Genomic DNA, 15959 nt, shown 5'->3' on the forward strand with positions numbered 1-15959 from the left:
GAGGAGTCTGCCTTGAAGATATTGTTGGTAAATAAATATCTGTACCGAAAAGGCGGTGCGGAAACTTATTTTATAAAGTTAGGCGAATATTTGAAATCACTCGGCAACGAGGTTGAATATTTCGGTATGGCAGATGAGCGTAACTGTGTAGGAAATAGGGTAGAGGCATATACGGAAAACATTGATTTTCACAAAAAATCGTTAAAGCATATTACTTACCCTTTTAAAATTATTTATTCGGTTAATGCAAGAAAACAAATCCGCAAGGTGTTAAGCGATTTTAAACCGGATGTTGTACATTTGAATAACTTTAATTATCAGCTTACGCCGTCAATAATATATGAAATAAAGAAACATAATATACCGATTGTTTACACCGCACATGACGTACAGCTTGTATGTCCCAATCATAAATTAAAAAATGATTATACGGACGGTCTTTGCAGAAAATGTGACGGCGGTAAGTATTTTGAGTGTGTAAAAAATAATTGTGTACATTCTTCAAAAATACGCAGTATTCTTGGGGCGGTCGAGGCTTGGTACTATAAATTGCGTCATACATACAAAATGATAGATTTAACCGTCTGTCCGTCTGAATTTATGGAAAAAGAAATCAGCCGTAATGATGATATAAACGGAAGAACGGTTACGATGTACAATTTTATTGACGAGATAAAACCGTTGGGAGCAGAATGTGAAAATTATGTTTTGTATTTCGGCAGATATTCAGAGGAAAAGGGAATATCAAACCTTGTCAAAGCGGCAAAGAAACTTAGTAATATACCGTTTGTATTCGCGGGCAAGGGCGAACTTGAAAATGAAGTGAACAGTGCGGATAATATTAAAAATGTCGGTTTTAAGACAGGCGATGAATTAAGGAATATTATAGAAAAAGCGTTGTTTACCGTACTTCCTGCCGAATGGTCGGAAAATTGTCCTTTTTCTGTTATGGAGTCGCAGAGTCTTATGACTCCCGTACTCGGTGCAAAAATCGGCGGTATTCCCGAACTTATCGATGACTGCAAAACAGGCATACTTTTTGAAAGCGGAAACTTGAAAAAGTTGACTGAAAAGATAGAATATTTGTATAACAACAAAGAACTTTGCAGACAAATGAGTGAAAATTGCAGAGATATAAAGTATGACACAATAAAAGAATATTCCGAAAAACTGATAAAACTGTATAAGGAAGTTATAAAATGAAAATCGCAATGATAGGACATAAAAGAATACCGTCACGCGAGGGCGGTGTTGAAATAGTTGTTGAAGAACTTGCTACAAGAATGGTCGAAAAAGGTCATAGCGTGACGGTGTATAACCGCAAAGGGAAACACGTTTCCGGCGGTAAGACCGTTAATTTGAAAGAATATAAGGGCGTTAAGATAAAGAGTGTACCGACGTTTGAAAACGGTAAACTCAACGCAATAGTTTATTCGGTTATAGCAACATTTCTGGCACTTTTCGGCAGATATGACGTTATACATTTTCACGCCGAAGGTCCTTGTTCGATGATATGGCTGCCGCATTTATTCGGAATACATACCGTTGCGACAATACACGGACTTGATTGGCAGAGAGCCAAATGGGGCGGATTTGCCACGAAATTTCTCAAATTCGGCGAAAAAACGGCGGCGAAATATGCAGATGAACTTATTGTACTGTCTGAGGGAACGCGTGACTATTTCAAAAAAACTTACGGCAGAGAAACGGTTTTCATACCGAACGGAATAGATGTTCAAAATGAAAAGAAAGCCGATATAATCACAAAAAAATACGGTCTTGAAAAAGACGGATATATATTGTTTCTTGCAAGAATTGTTCCGGAAAAAGGATTGCATTATTTGATAGACGCATTTATGCAGACGGATACTGATAAAAAACTTGTAATTGCCGGAGGAGTAAGTCATTCAGGCGAATATGCAAAACAAATTCACGATATGGCAAAAGACGACAGAATAATATTTACCGGCTTTGTCGAGGGGGACGAGCTTTGGGAGCTTTATTATAATTGCAGAATGTATGTACTTCCGAGTGACGTTGAGGGTATGCCGATAAGCCTGCTTGAAGCAATGGCTTGCGGTTGTGAGTGTCTTGTAAGCGATATAGATACTGCAAAAAACGTAGTGGGGGAGTATGGATATACATTTAAGAAAAGTGATGTAAATGACCTTAAAAACAAGCTGTGTGAAATACTCGGCAAACCGAAAGCGGATAAGGCAGAGCAGATTGAATATGTAAAAAACAATTACAGTTGGGACGAAATTACGGACAGAACATTGGAATTATATAAAAAATGATAAATGACGGAGATTTGTTTTCTGTCAAAAAGGTGAATTGAATGAAAAAAAGAATTTCACTGTACGTCAGAAGTGTATTGACATTTTTGCGTATAGTAATAACAAAAATATTTAATATAAAAGGTTTTCACTCTGCATTTATACAGGATTTTTCGATTACAACAAAAATATCTGTAACTGAAAGAGGGAAGATTTTATTAAAAAAGCATATACATACTAAACGTAATGTTATTTTATGTGCAGAGGGAGGAACGCTTGAAATCGGCGAAGGGTGTTTTTTCAACAACGGCTGTATGGCGGTTGCAAAAGAAAGAATAACCATAGGAAATCGAGCGGCATTCGGTCCGAATGTGCTTATATATGACCATGACCATGACATATCATCAGCTGAAAGCATACACGACAGCGGTTATAAAACGTCGCCTGTCGTTATAGGTGATGATGTGTGGATCGGTGCAAATACAGTTATACTTCGCGGAACGGTAATAGGGCGTGACTGCGTTGTCGGTGCGGGTTCGGTGCTGAAAGGCGTATATCCCGCAGGCAGTGTGATAGTGCAGAAACGAACTGAAAATATTTATGAGAAAGGGCGTGTAAGCGGTTGATTATAAACGGTGAAAAACGAAAGATAGCAATGGAAATTGCGTATATTTTAATGCTTATGTCTGCGGCTATGGGTGACCTAAAAGTGTTTTCCGTTTCCCAAACCCGTATGATGAAAGCGATAAGTCTTTTCATTGTTGTTATGGCTGCGGCGTACCTGTTTATATCAGGACGGTTGGAAAGAGTTAAAACGGCGGCAAGCTTTGTCGGTGTTTACGGCTTTGTCCTTATCGGAATTATCGTATGGTCGATATTTTTGTGGATAATCAACATTGAATCTATCGACTTCATTCTGCGTGGCGCATCGAAATTTATGTATCAGTTTCTGGTGCTGCTCATTATTTTCTCCGGTGCATATTTGTTCGGAGAACGAGCGATATTTACTACATTTTACGGACTTGCGGCGGCAAATATGCTAATGGTCGTGTACAACTTGGGCGTGTACGGAATATCGGACAGTATAAATTCCGTAATTGCAATGCTTATGGGCAGTGATGCACAAGAAGGTTTTGCAAGGGCAATGGAAATACACGATATTACGTTTACATACGGCTTTTTCATAATATACTTATTGTTTTTTGCACAACACACGAAAGAGAGAATATTATGCCTTTTGGTGTCAATATTCTTCTTCATACTCGGATGGAAAAGAATTGCACTTTTGGCTTTGCCGGTTGCGTTGTTTTTCGGATTGATTATGGGGCGAATGAAACCTAACAGACGTATCGGATTTATGAAATTCATCGGCTGGTGTGCGGTTATCATTTCGTTTGGGTATGTGGTTGTAACAAAAACAGGTGCATTTGAATACATAACGAATTACTTCGGCATAGATACAATGGGTAGAAATGATGTGTACAAGTACATTGAAAAATACTATCAGATAAGCTTAGGTTTTATGGGGTACGGATTTGAGTACACAACAGTAATTTTACAGAAAATTATGGTTGACAATCCTAACGCACATATCGGTGTCGTTGCACTTCACAATAACATACTTACAATTTACATAGAGCTCGGTTTCTTGGGATTCTGGGCATGGATGATATATACTTGGGTATTTCAGGTTAATTGGATGATAAATCACTGGGGAGAAAAAACAGGTATGCTGTTCTTCCTCTGTGAAATGTACATCTTTATAACATACACAACAGATAATACATTATACTATTTCTTTACAAGTCTTGTACTGAGACTTATGCCGCTGGCTTATGCGTTCCATATTCCGACAACACAGGATATAAAGCTGTGGCCATGGGTAAAGGAAAAAAAATAGAGCCTGTCGACAAAACCATAAAGGTTTTGTCTGCAATCTCAAAAAATGGTTAAATGCAGAAAACCATTATTAAAATTAATGGAAGAATGTGATAAAATATAAAGTAGTTATGATATTTTAAGATTGTAAATTATAGTTGGGAGAGAGAAGATGAAAAAAATGTGGAAAGGTCTGCGTCGTTTCTTTAAGAGAAGTGATGAAAAATTTACAAATGTAAATTTGGAAGACGCAAACATATTCAAGCGTATTCTTTTTATAGTGCTCAGCAATATAAAAACGATAGTCGTACTTATGTGTGTGTTTGTATTTATATCTCTTATCGTGACGTATACAGGCAGTTTTAACAAGAAAAGCGTAGTGTTGTCGCTTAACTATGAGGAAGCGTCAAAGGGGCAGAACCCTAACCTTACACGTTACAATGTCTATGAATTAAAGTCTGACAGAGTAATGGAAAGGGTAATCAGTAATGCCGGACTTCAGGACGTTTTGACACCGACTGAACTTTCGGAACATATTGATATTGCCGAAAACAGCAGCGGTAAGACGATAGATCCTAACGATTCAAGCACTTACTATATTTCAACAAGCTATACGGTTTCGTACAGAATGAACAGAGAGATTAAAAATATTTCTGTTGACGATATGATGACGCTTATTTGTAAATCGTATAACGATATGTTCCATGAGGAATATGTAGGTACGAAGTCTGTCCTAAAGTACGACCTTGGCGATATTGAGGGCAAGGAATATATCGAAATCGCAAAGCTGTTTACAAACAAATCGGATCAAATGCTTAGATATATTCAGCAAAGAATTGAAGAAAATGCTACATATCGTTCAGACATAACCGGTCAGAGCTTTCAGACTATAAAGAAAATGATTCAAAATGTTCAGAATTACAGTATTAAAAAATACAGTGCATTCGTACTTGAATCGGGACTTTCAAGAAACAAAGACCACTACATAAGAACATTGAATTATAAAAACGATATGCTGAATATAAACTACCAGAAATTTATGATTGATTACAATGTCAGAAAACAACAGGTACAGGACTATGATTCGGCAATGATTGGTACGGTTATGGTGCCGTCAATCAACGAAAAACAGGAATATTATATGTCGAGAACAAATACGGGTACCGACTACCTTACAAAAGAGGCTGATTACAGTCTTTCGCAAGGTAATGCGGTTGACCGTGACATTATCGACAACAACGATATAATCGCAAAAGTAAACGCGTCAACGGCTGATGAGGGAAGCTATAAAAAAGCCGATGAGCTTATCAAAACAGTTGATGAAGAATTAAAGCAAGTAGCAAATACTGCCGACACAACTGACAAGGAGTATATCAAGCATACAACAAAGGATTACTTGACGTTTACTGAATATACAGGCTCGGGTAACAAGATGTTTATTCTTGAAACGGTTATCGGAACTGCCGTAGTATTCTTTATTATACTTTGTGCTGTATATTACGTTATAGACGGATATATCAGACGAAAGGAGGACGGCAGATATGAATAAATTTAATTTGCTTAAATATCTTAGTAAATGGAAATATCTTATTTTTGCTGTCTGCGTACTCGGTGCATTGATTGTTTACAAGTATGCTATGTATAATCAGGAATATACAGCAAGTACGGTTATCAGTTATACCGGACAGAATGCCGCAGACGGAAAAACTCCGAGCGGTGACGATATAGACGTTACGGAAATTTATTCGGCGGCGGTAATAACCAACGTTTTGGAGGACCTTAACTTGAATATCGGTGCGGACGCGATCCGATCAAAATGTAAGGTTACGGAAATTATCCCTCCGGACGAAGAAGTTAAAAAACAGGCTCTTTTGGAAGCCGGTGAAGAATATACTTATTTCCCTACAGACTATGTTGTGTCGTTCTCTGTCGGCAGTGAGTACAGCCAAGATTTTGCAAGAACCGTGCTTGATTCGATAATCAAGAATTACTTCGCAACATACGGTGAAAAATATATCAACCAACAAACATTGCCTAATAATAACGTGCGCGGAACGGATGGTCAGTATGATTATATTGAACGTGTGGAAATCCTTGACGCGTGGGCGCTTAATATTTCCGACTATCTTGCGGCTAAAAAGGAAACTCAGCCGAATTACAGAAGTGCGGAAACGGGATATTCATTCAGTGACTTGTATGAAATTTATAAGTCATATATAGATTACGATATTCCGCAGATTTATTCGCTTATATTGGAACAAGAGGTTACAGGTGATAAGGAAACTCTTATTAAGAAGTATCAGAGTGATATAAGTACATATGAACTTGATTTGCAGAATATGGAGGAGAAAATCAACGACTTAAATGACCTTATTACAAAGTACAGTGATAAGAATAAAGAGGGCGTTGAATATCACTACGGCACACAAAGTGACGAGGGCAATGACGCAAGTGACTACATCTTGAAGAATGTGTATGATGAATGGAATCAAGAGGACGGTCACGTTCAGAGTGAAACAACATACGATACTCTTATTAATGAGTACGTGGACATTGAAACAGAAAAGGAAAAACTTGAAGTTGACCTTGAGCATAAGAAAAAGCTGCTTGCCGTATTTACTGACGGCGCTCAATCGGATGATATGAGCAATAAGGACGAAATCGAACAGAGCCTTGAAGAACTTTCACAAAAGCTTGGTGATATGTATTCAAGTGTTTCGACAACTGTTGATGAATACAACCAATATATCGGTGCGTATAACGTTTCAACACTTTCAAGTATTTCGACAAGTGAGAAGATTAATGTAAGAATGTATATCGTTCTTGCGATTATCATATTCTTCTTCGGCGGTTGTATCGGTGCTATTATACTCGGTCGTTCAAAAGACTTCCTTGATTATATTATGTACACTGACCGTAAGACCGGACTTCCGAACAGAGCAATGTGTGATATTGAGATTGAAAAGTATGCAGCTGATAAGCTTAAAGACTCATTTGTATTCTTGCTTATTAAGCTTGATAACTTAAAGTATGTCAATGACAAGGGAGGACGTGAGGCAGGCGATGCACTTTTGAAAGTATTCGGTAAGGTGCTAAAGAGAGCCGCGTCAAGTTACGGATTTGTCGGATATAACGGAAGTGACCAGTTTATCGGTATGTTTGAAGAGTGTACCGTTCAGCGTGCAGAAGACTTTAAGCAGTACCTTGAAGAACTTGTGCATTATCATAATGTACAGACGCCTAATGTTACAATGCAAGTAAGCGTAGCTGTTTCGGAAACAAATTCAGAGCAGATTTATGATATAAGAAAACTTATGGGTGCTACATTCCGTAAAGCTTCTGCTCAACAGCCAAGACGTGAGGCTGAAAATAAGTCGGAAGATAAAAAAGAAGAAAATAAAGATAACAAATAATCGGGGAGGATACGTTAATGGCAGAGAGTGAACAAACTCAAGTAATTCAGCCGAAAAAGAAAATGGGATTCGGCAAAAAGCTGATTATAATTTTAGCTGTTATAGTTGCATTTTTGGGCGTATGCTCGCTGATGATTGTTCATCAGAATAATCAACTTGAAAAGAAATTTTATCAGGTAAAATCAAATAAAGTTGTAGATAATATCCGAATTGTGGCACTTGCCGATTTGCATTTAAAGGGATTTGGCAAGGACAACGAAAAACTTGTGGCTGAGGTTAAAAACCTCAGTCCGGATATTGTCGCAATAGTCGGTGATATGAATTTGGAAAGTCAGCCGGACAATTACAGCAGTGTAATATCGCTGTGTAAACAGCTTAATGAAATTGCACCTGTGTATTATTGTCTTGGTAATCACGAAATTGACGCAATGCTTTTCAAAAATTCCAATATATATAAGGATATTAAGGCGGAAGGTATTAAGATATTCAATAATGAAACCGAAACTGTCAATATCGGCGGAACTGCTATTGATATAATCGGTTTGACGCAAAATCCGACGGAGTTTGATGAATACGGAAAAGATTTCTTTGAAAAAGCAATGAGTGCGGACGATAATTTCAAACTTTTGTTGACGCATTATCCGGAATATTTCTTGGGTAAATTAAATGACTATGATATTGACCTTGCAATTACAGGTCACGCACACGGCGGTCAAGTCAGACTTCCGTTTATAGGGGGACTTTACGCGGCGGATCAAGGCTTGTTTCCTAAGCTTTGTGACGGATACCACGAAGACGGTAACAGTAAGTTCATCGTTTCACGCGGTTTAGGTAAATCGGGAATTGTTCCGAGAATTAATAATAAGCCTGAAATCGTAATTGCAGATATAAGCTGGTATTAATGAAGGAAGTGGGGCGAATGAAAACAAAAGAGCTTAATAAAGGTGAAATCATTATAACATCACAAGATTTGCATAAACCGATATATGAATTTTTTAAAAGAATTCTTGATGTAATTTGTTCGGTTGTGGCTCTGATTGTTCTTTCCCCTGCTTTTCTGGTAACGGCATTGGCGGTAAGAAGTGACGGCGGACCTGCGTTTTATAAGCAGACAAGAGTGGGGAAGAATAATACTCATTTTGAGATGTATAAATTCCGCAGTATGTGTAAAAATGCAGAGAATCTGCAAGATGATTTGATGAAATATAATGAAATGGACGGTCCTGTATTTAAGATTAAGGGCGACCCGAGAATAACAAAGGTCGGTAAATTTATCAGAAAATACAGTATCGACGAACTTCCACAGCTTTTAAATATTGTTAAAGGCGATATGAGCATAGTAGGACCGCGTCCTCCGCTTGTAAGGGAGGTTGAACAGTATAATTCATATCAAATGCAGAGATTGCTTGTTACGCCCGGTTTGACGTGCTTTTGGCAGGCGTACGGCCGCAGTGATCTGTCTTTTGACGATTGGATGGATATGGATATGAAGTACATAAAACGTAGGAATATTTTTCTTGATATTAAACTTATCGTTAAAACTGTTTTTGCGGTTATTTTTAAACGCGGTGCATATTAAAGAGCGGTCTGTGACCGCTCTTTTTGTGTGGGTGATTTTGCATTGTGGTATGTGATTTGTTTCGTAGGGGCGACCAATGGTCGCCCTTTTTGGTACATTCAATAATTGGTGTACTTTTTTCGTAGGGGACTGCGCCCACGACGTCCCGCTTTGCTTTGATTTCTTAAAAACCATAATGTTTACTCATATTCCGTAGGGGCGACCATTGGTCGCCCGCTTTGTGTATCACGCATTGCCACCCCTCAGTCAGCTACGCTGACAGCTCCCATCAAGGTGAGCTGTAAAAAGCCTCCCCTTGAGGAGAGGTGCCTGAAAGGGGAGTGGTGTCGTTGTCAAAGTGTGAGGAGTAAAGGGTCGTCGAGGGCATTGTCCTGTATGAAAAGTGAGAGATTATACAAAAAAGAGGGCGACCAATGGTCGCCCCTACGACGCGCTGACGTTGTCACATACGGAGTGATTGGAGCAAAGGGAGTCCCCTACGAAGTGAATGGGAAAAGTCGGTGTGCTGTTAAATGTGGAGTGTGAGGAGGAAAAGGGACGTCGAGGGCGCCGTCCCGTACGAAAATATTACACAAAAAAAGAGGCGACCAACGGTCGCCCCACATTGCCGAAAAAATTATTCTTCGCCTTCTTCGATAGCGTCTTTATGTGAAAGTGATATTTTACCTGTCTTTTTATCAACTTCCATAACCTTAACCTTTAGCCAATCGCCTTCCTTAACAACGTCCTCAACCTTTTCAACTCTGTGATTAGCAAGTTTTGAAATATGGCATAGACCGTCTTTACCCGGAAGAATTTCAACGAATGCACCGAACGGTTGAATTGTCTTAACAAGACCGTTATAGATTTCGCCTACTTCAGGTTCTTTAACAATAGCCTCAATAGCGTCTTTTGCAGCCTTACCGCTTTCTTGGTCAACTGCGAAGATATGGATTGTACCGTCTTCTTCTATATCAATTTTAGCACCTGTTTCTGCAACAATCTTTTGAATAACCTTACCGCCTTGACCGATTACTTCACGAATTTTATCAACGTCAATTTTCATTGTTTCAGCTTTCGGAGCATATGCCGAAAGTTCTTCTCTCGGAGCAGGGATAGCCTTTAGAAGTATTTCGTCAATGATATAACATCTTGCTTTTCTTGTCTTAGCAAGAGCCTCTTCAATTACTTCGTATGGCAGACCGTCATTCTTTATATCAACCTGAATTGATGTGATACCCTTTTTAGTACCGGCTACCTTAAAGTCCATTTCGCCGTAGAAGTCCTCAAGACCCTGAATATCAACCATTGTTGTAAAGCCGTCTTCTGTTGTTATAAGACCGCAAGAGATACCTGCAACAGGGGCTTTAATAGGAACGCCTGCTGCCATAAGAGCAAGTGTAGAACCGCAGACACTGCCTTGAGAAGTTGAACCGTTTGAAGAAAGAACTTCTGATACAACTCTGATAGCATATGGGAACTCGTCCTCTGACGGAAGTACAGGAACAAGTGAACGTTCTGCAAGTGCACCGTGACCGATTTCACGTCTGCCCGGGCCTCTTGAAGGTCTTGTTTCACCTACTGAGTATGACGGGAAGTTATAGTGATGGATATATCTCTTTGTTTCTTCAAGGTCGATACCGTCAAGCTTTTGAATTTCTGAAAGAGGAGCAAGTGTAGCAACTGAAAGCACTTGAGTTTGTCCTCTTGTAAACATACCGCTGCCGTGTGTTCTCGGAAGCAGGTCAACTTCTGCCGCAAGCGGTCTGATTTCATCAAGGCCTCTGCCGTCAACACGTCTGCCCTGAACAAGCCATGCACGAACGATTTCCTTTTGCATTTTGTAAAGAATTTCGCCGATTTGCTCGTTTATGTCAGGGAACTGTTCTTCAAGAGCAGGGATAATTTCATCTGTAATTTCACCGATTCTTTCATCACGAACATTTTTGTCGTCTGTATCAAGAGCATACTGTAACTTCTCAAAAGCCATATTCTTGATTGCGTCATATAGGTCGTGGTCAACATCGTGTGATTCGTATGTGAACTTCTCTTTGCCGATTTCAGCTTGAATACCGCTTATAAAATCGCAAAGTTCGATAATGTGCTTGTGAGCGAATTTGATACCTTCAAGCATAACGCTTTCTTCAACTTCGTTAGCACCGGCCTCAATCATAACAACCTTTTGCTTTGTACCTGCAACAGTTACAAGCATTTCGCTCTTTTCTCTTTGTTCAACAGTTGGATTGATAACGTATTCGCCGTCAACAAGACCAAGCCAAACACCGCCGATAGGACCGTTCCAAGGAACGTCTGAAATAGAAATAGCGATTGAAGTACCGATCATAGCGGCAACTTCCGGTGGGTTGTCCTGTTCAACTGAAAGTACTGTTGCGACAACAGACACGTCATTTCTCAAATCTGACGGGAAAAGTGGTCTGATAGGTCTGTCGATAACACGGCTTGTAAGAATAGCCTTTTCAGACGGCTTACCCTCACGCTTGATGTATCCGCCCGGAATTTTACCTACGGAATAAAGCTTTTCTTCATAATCAACGCTTAGAGGGAAGAAGTCAACGCCCTCTCTCGGTGAACGAGATGCTGTTACGTTTACCATTACAACTGTGTCGCCGTAACGTACAAGACAATGTCCGTTTGCAAGTTGTGCCATTTTGCCTGTTTCAATTACAAGCGGTCTGCCTGCAAGAGTTGTTTCAAATGTTCTAAACATAGTTTTTCTCCTTTAAATTTATTTCTTCGGAGATACGTTTTAGCAGATAAATACAACGATAAACTTAGTTTTGCCAACAGCTCGTATATGGCTTAACGCTCTATTTATTTGCTAAACAAATATCTCCATAAATATATATAGGCAAACAGGAATAAATCCCGTTTGCCTTATAAACAAATATAAAATTACTTTCTAAGACCAAGCTTAGCAACTAAAGCACGGTATCTTTCGATATCCTGACTCTTTAGGTAATTCATAAGACCACGTCTTTTACCAACCATCATAAGAAGACCTCTTCTTGAGTGGTGGTCCTTCTTGTGAATGTTAAGGTGGTCATTGTTAAGGTGGTTGATTCTTTCTGTAAGAAGTGCAATTTGTACTTCAGGAGAACCTGTATCACCTTCATGAGTTGCGAAAGTCTTTATGATTTCTTCCTTACGTTCCTTTGTCATGATTTCACCTCCTATAATAAATCATCGCCCGAGTCTGAGATACCGTTGGTGATTCGGTTTTCTAAGATACGGGTTCAACTTATAAACTGTAATAAAAATAATTGTTGCAAGAAAATTAGTCTTGCTTTGATGTTCTGTTGAAACGTCTGTTGAACTTTTCAACTCTACCGCCTGTATCAACAAGCTTTTGCTTACCTGTGAAGAATGGGTGGCACTTTGAACAAATTTCAACTTGGATATTTTCCTTTGTTGAACCTGTTTCGATTACTTCGCCACAAGCACAAGTAATGGTAGTCTGCTTGTAATCAGGATGAATTCCTTCTTTCACTACCGTCAGCCTCCTTTAAAAATTTTGCGGTACAAAAAATACCACTATGTATTTTAACATATAAAACGACTGTTTGCAAGTCTTTTTTTACTTTTTATGAAAAATTTTTTTGATTTCGCCTGCGAGGTAAAGTGAACCGCATACGCAAACGATTGAATTGTCCGAAAAATCGAGAGCATTTTGAAGTGCGTCTTTAGGGTTATTGTCAGCAAATACGGGAATGTTCATACTTCCGATAATATCGGAAATTTTTTCGGACGAAAGGCACCTTGGCATATCAAGCTGTGTCGCAAAAACGGCTTTTGCGACAGGCGATATTTCACGAATACAGGCTTTGTAATCCTTGTCCTCCATCATTGCAATGACAAGTACTACATCACGATTTAATGATAAAAGCGATTTTTTCAACGCTTTAATTCCGTCAATGTTGTGACCGCCGTCAATGACCACTCTGTCGGATACAAATTCAAATCGTGCCGCCCAAGATGTGTGCGACAAACCGTATGATATATCTTTATCGGAAATGTTAAAGCCCTGCTTATTAAGTGCACTTGTGATTTCAAGCACAACCGCCGCATTTTGCGGTTGATATGTACCTTTTAATGAAAGAGGGTATTCTTTGCTTTTGTAAATAAAACCGTTTTCAGTCGGTAATGCGGTGTCGGCGAATGTAAGCGATACATTTTTGCTCTTTGCATATTCTTCTATTATATCTCTTACATCATTGTTCGGATATGAAACGGCTGTGCCGCCGTCACGCATAATACCGCATTTTTCTTTAGCGATTTCTTCGACAGTGTTGCCGAGATATTGCGTGTGGTCAAGACCGATTTTGCATATAACGCTGACAAGACTTGAATCTATAACGTTCGTTGCGTCAAGCTTTCCGCCCATACCGACTTCAAGAACAACAATATCACATTGCTTTTCATAAAAATACAGGAACGATACTGCGGTTATAAAAGCAAATTCCGAAACAAGTGCGTTGTTTTTTTCCATTATAGCTTTTACTCTTGTAACATATTCGGCAAGGTCATTGTCTGTAATATTTTCACCGTTTATTCGTATGCGCTCATTGAATACTTCAAGATACGGAGATGTAAAAAGTCCTGTTTTAAAACCGCTTTTTTTCAGTATTTCCGCAGTCATTGCCGCAGTTGAGCCTTTGCCGTTTGTTCCGGCAATGTGTATGAATTTTAGCTTTTTTTGCGGATTGTCGAGGTGAGTCAGTAATTTTTCAAGATTTGCATTGCCTAACGGTCGGCGAAATTTGGGGATTGAATGTATGTAGTCTATCGATTGTTCGTAATTCATTGCATTGTACCTTTCTTGTGTGGGTGTGATTTTTTTTGACCGTAGGTGACGTCGAGGCTCTGTCCCATACGGAGCATTGCGTGAAACTGACAACACATAAATAAAAATCACACCGATAATATTATCTCTTATTATTATAATCCCCTACAATATACAAGTCAAATGTTACCTTTAACAAAAAATTAATAAAAAAGATATTGATTTTTTTATGCTAAAGTGGTATATTGTTAAAGATGATGTAAAATGAGGAATGATCATTTTATATTGGTACAATAAATGAAAGGAGAAAATACAGTTATGAACGGAGCCGAAAAGAAAAAAGCAACTCCTGCCGATAAAGCTGTAAATGCGATTATAGTTTTAATTATATTGGTATTTGTCGCTGTAGGAGTTTACGCAACATACGGTAAAATATCGGAAGGTGTTACAAACAAGGAGATTGAAAGCGGTAAAGCGGAGGCAACTGTTGAATATCTTGCAAATCAAGCCGGTCAATCTGTTGAAGATTACCTTGCACAGTACGGTCTTACTCTTGGCGATACAATCAAAGCAAAGACTACTGAAAGCGAAATGCTTGACAATATGACTATTGAAAATTATGCTAAATACAATGGTCAAGAGGCTGACAGTTTTCTGCAAGGAATGAGCGATTCAGTAACAAAAGATACTGTATGGAAAGACTTAATGGCAATGCCTGTATCTCAAGTTATAGACGCAGACGCTCTTGCACAGGTTAAGAAGCAGTATCAAATAGGTGATGATGAAATTTCAGATTCAACTACTTACGAAGAATTCCAAAAAGTGCTTTATCAAAAGGCATCAGCCGCATCACAAGCCGCACAGGCAACTGATGCACCAACAGCAGAAACAACAGAAACACCTGCTGAATAATATTATATAAGGAGATTTAGAACAGTGAGCGACGAAAAGAATCTAAATGAAGAAAATAACGAATCAGTAAACAATGAAGAACAAACTCCTGTAGAAACAGAAGAAACAACTGCCGAACAGGCAGAAGAAACAGCCGAAACACCGGCTGAAACAGAAGAAACACCGGTTGAAACTGAAGTATCGGAAACAGCCGAAACAGAGGAAACTCCGGCGGTTGCCGAAGAAAATACAGACGTAGAAGTTGACGAGGCTGTTGCGGCGGCACAAGCTGCTTTTGAAAACGTTCAAAAGGACGAACAGAAAAAGGGCGGCAAAGGTGGACTTATCGCTATAATCGTAGCTGCGGTAATCGTTGTTGCAATAGTTGTCGTACTTGCAGTTAAGTTCGGTCCGTCAATGTTCAATAAGTATAACAGACTTGGTTATGTTGATGTAAGCGGACGTACAGTTGCACAGGTTGCAGAAGAACAGGGAATGGACGTTGACGAATTCCTTGAACAGTTTGATTTACCGTCAGATATGCCTGGTAACACAACAGAATCAGCTGCTTATAACTGTATTCCTGTATCAAAAATGGCAGAAATGTACGGTATGGACTTTAATACAATCAAAGAAGTGCTAAAGTTCCCTGATGATGTAGATGAAGATACAGCTTGGGGCGATGCCATCGGTCAAGTAACACTTGGCGATTATGTCGGTGAAGATAATCTTGCTGAATTCAAAGAAACTTACGGTTTTGGTGATGATATAACAGCAGATACACTTTGGAAAGACGTAAGACAAACTGTTGACGAGAAGAGCAGACAACAGAGAATTGAATCTGAAAAAGCTGAAAAAGAATCAGATAAGAACAAGGATACTGACAGTGCCGAATCAACAGAAGCACCTGCCGAAACAGAAAGCGCAGATGCAACAGAAGCTCCTAATGCTTAATAAATTTTGAACCAAGGCGGATTGCTCAAAGCAATCCGCTTTTAGAATGCCGATAAATTGTCCGGAACGTGCAAAATATTATTTTTTATTCTATAATTTATTATTATAATAAATTACAGGCAAGCCTATCTCCGATATACGGCTTGCTTGTGCACTTTTTGCGAAAATAAACTCTAACGTACCATCGT

14 protein-coding genes are annotated in these 15959 nt (G+C 39.0%); 10 read left to right on the forward strand and 4 right to left on the reverse strand.

All coding sequences use genetic code 11. The annotated features are described in order from the left end of the window. The first annotated feature begins 12 nt into the window (after positions 1–12). The 8 genes from LKE05_RS03360 (at position 13) to LKE05_RS03395 (ending at position 9146) form a co-directional block, all read left to right on the forward strand. Positions 13–1203 carry a glycosyltransferase gene (locus LKE05_RS03360; RefSeq protein WP_308455930.1) on the forward strand — a complete coding sequence of 397 codons (1191 nt, stop codon included), beginning with the start codon at positions 13–15 and terminating at the stop codon, positions 1201–1203. Beyond that, positions 1200–2297: a glycosyltransferase family 4 protein gene (locus LKE05_RS03365; protein ID WP_308455931.1), complete on the forward strand. Its 1098-nt coding sequence runs from the start codon at positions 1200–1202 to the stop codon at positions 2295–2297. The genes LKE05_RS03360 and LKE05_RS03365 overlap by 4 nt, the downstream gene beginning before the upstream one ends. A 41-nt stretch (positions 2298–2338) precedes the next feature. Next, positions 2339–2902 carry an acyltransferase gene (locus tag LKE05_RS03370; protein WP_147514177.1) on the forward strand — a complete coding sequence of 188 codons (564 nt, stop codon included), beginning with the start codon at positions 2339–2341 and terminating at the stop codon, positions 2900–2902. Continuing rightward, positions 2899–4176, forward strand: a complete 1278-nt coding sequence (locus tag LKE05_RS03375; protein ID WP_308455932.1) for an O-antigen ligase family protein — start codon at positions 2899–2901, stop codon at positions 4174–4176. The genes LKE05_RS03370 and LKE05_RS03375 overlap by 4 nt, the downstream gene beginning before the upstream one ends. A 150-nt stretch (positions 4177–4326) precedes the next feature. Further along, positions 4327–5703, forward strand: coding sequence for a YveK family protein (locus LKE05_RS03380; protein ID WP_022231043.1), 1377 nt, complete (start codon positions 4327–4329; stop codon positions 5701–5703). Further along, on the forward strand, positions 5696–7567 hold the full coding sequence (locus LKE05_RS03385; protein ID WP_022231044.1) for a GGDEF domain-containing protein: 1872 nt from the start codon (positions 5696–5698) through the stop codon (positions 7565–7567). Before LKE05_RS03380 ends, LKE05_RS03385 begins: the two co-directional genes overlap by 8 nt. 17 nt (positions 7568–7584) lie before the next feature. Next, a complete protein-coding gene (locus tag LKE05_RS03390; RefSeq protein WP_308455933.1) occupies positions 7585–8469 on the forward strand; it encodes a metallophosphoesterase in 885 nt (294 codons plus the stop codon). Positions 8470–8486: 17 nt separating this feature from the next. After that, positions 8487–9146 (forward strand): sugar transferase, encoded by a 660-nt coding sequence (locus LKE05_RS03395; RefSeq protein WP_022231046.1) that lies wholly within the window; start codon positions 8487–8489, stop codon positions 9144–9146. Between the two features lie 616 nt (positions 9147–9762). Here the strand turns inward: LKE05_RS03395 and LKE05_RS03400 are convergent. The 4 genes from LKE05_RS03400 to LKE05_RS03415 all read right to left on the reverse strand — a co-directional run bounded on the left by LKE05_RS03400 (position 9763) and on the right by LKE05_RS03415 (position 13947). After that, positions 9763–11853: a polyribonucleotide nucleotidyltransferase gene (locus tag LKE05_RS03400; protein ID WP_022231047.1), complete on the reverse strand. Its 2091-nt coding sequence runs from the start codon at positions 11851–11853 to the stop codon at positions 9763–9765. 185 nt (positions 11854–12038) lie between these two features. Beyond that, positions 12039–12305 carry a 30S ribosomal protein S15 gene (gene rpsO / locus LKE05_RS03405; RefSeq protein WP_022231048.1) on the reverse strand — a complete coding sequence of 89 codons (267 nt, stop codon included), beginning with the start codon at positions 12303–12305 and terminating at the stop codon, positions 12039–12041. Between the two features lie 115 nt (positions 12306–12420). Beyond that, on the reverse strand, positions 12421–12633 hold the full coding sequence (rpmE, locus tag LKE05_RS03410) for a 50S ribosomal protein L31 (protein WP_308455934.1): 213 nt from the start codon (positions 12631–12633) through the stop codon (positions 12421–12423). An 87-nt stretch (positions 12634–12720) separates the two neighbouring features. Further along, positions 12721–13947, reverse strand: coding sequence for a bifunctional folylpolyglutamate synthase/dihydrofolate synthase (locus LKE05_RS03415; RefSeq protein ID WP_308455935.1), 1227 nt, complete (start codon positions 13945–13947; stop codon positions 12721–12723). Between the two features lie 276 nt (positions 13948–14223). Here LKE05_RS03415 and LKE05_RS03420 point away from each other — a divergent pair, with 276 nt between their 5' ends. Beyond that, complete coding sequence (locus LKE05_RS03420; protein WP_117965218.1) at positions 14224–14838, forward strand: hypothetical protein; 615 nt, start codon at positions 14224–14226, stop codon at positions 14836–14838. A gap of 24 nt (positions 14839–14862) precedes the next feature. Next, positions 14863–15771 (forward strand): hypothetical protein, encoded by a 909-nt coding sequence (locus LKE05_RS03425; protein ID WP_308455936.1) that lies wholly within the window; start codon positions 14863–14865, stop codon positions 15769–15771. Positions 15772–15959 lie beyond the last annotated feature (188 nt).

Origin of the sequence: Hominilimicola fabiformis, assembly GCF_020687385.1 — a bacterium.
Taxonomy (GTDB): domain Bacteria; phylum Bacillota; class Clostridia; order UBA1381; family UBA1381; genus Hominilimicola; species Hominilimicola fabiformis.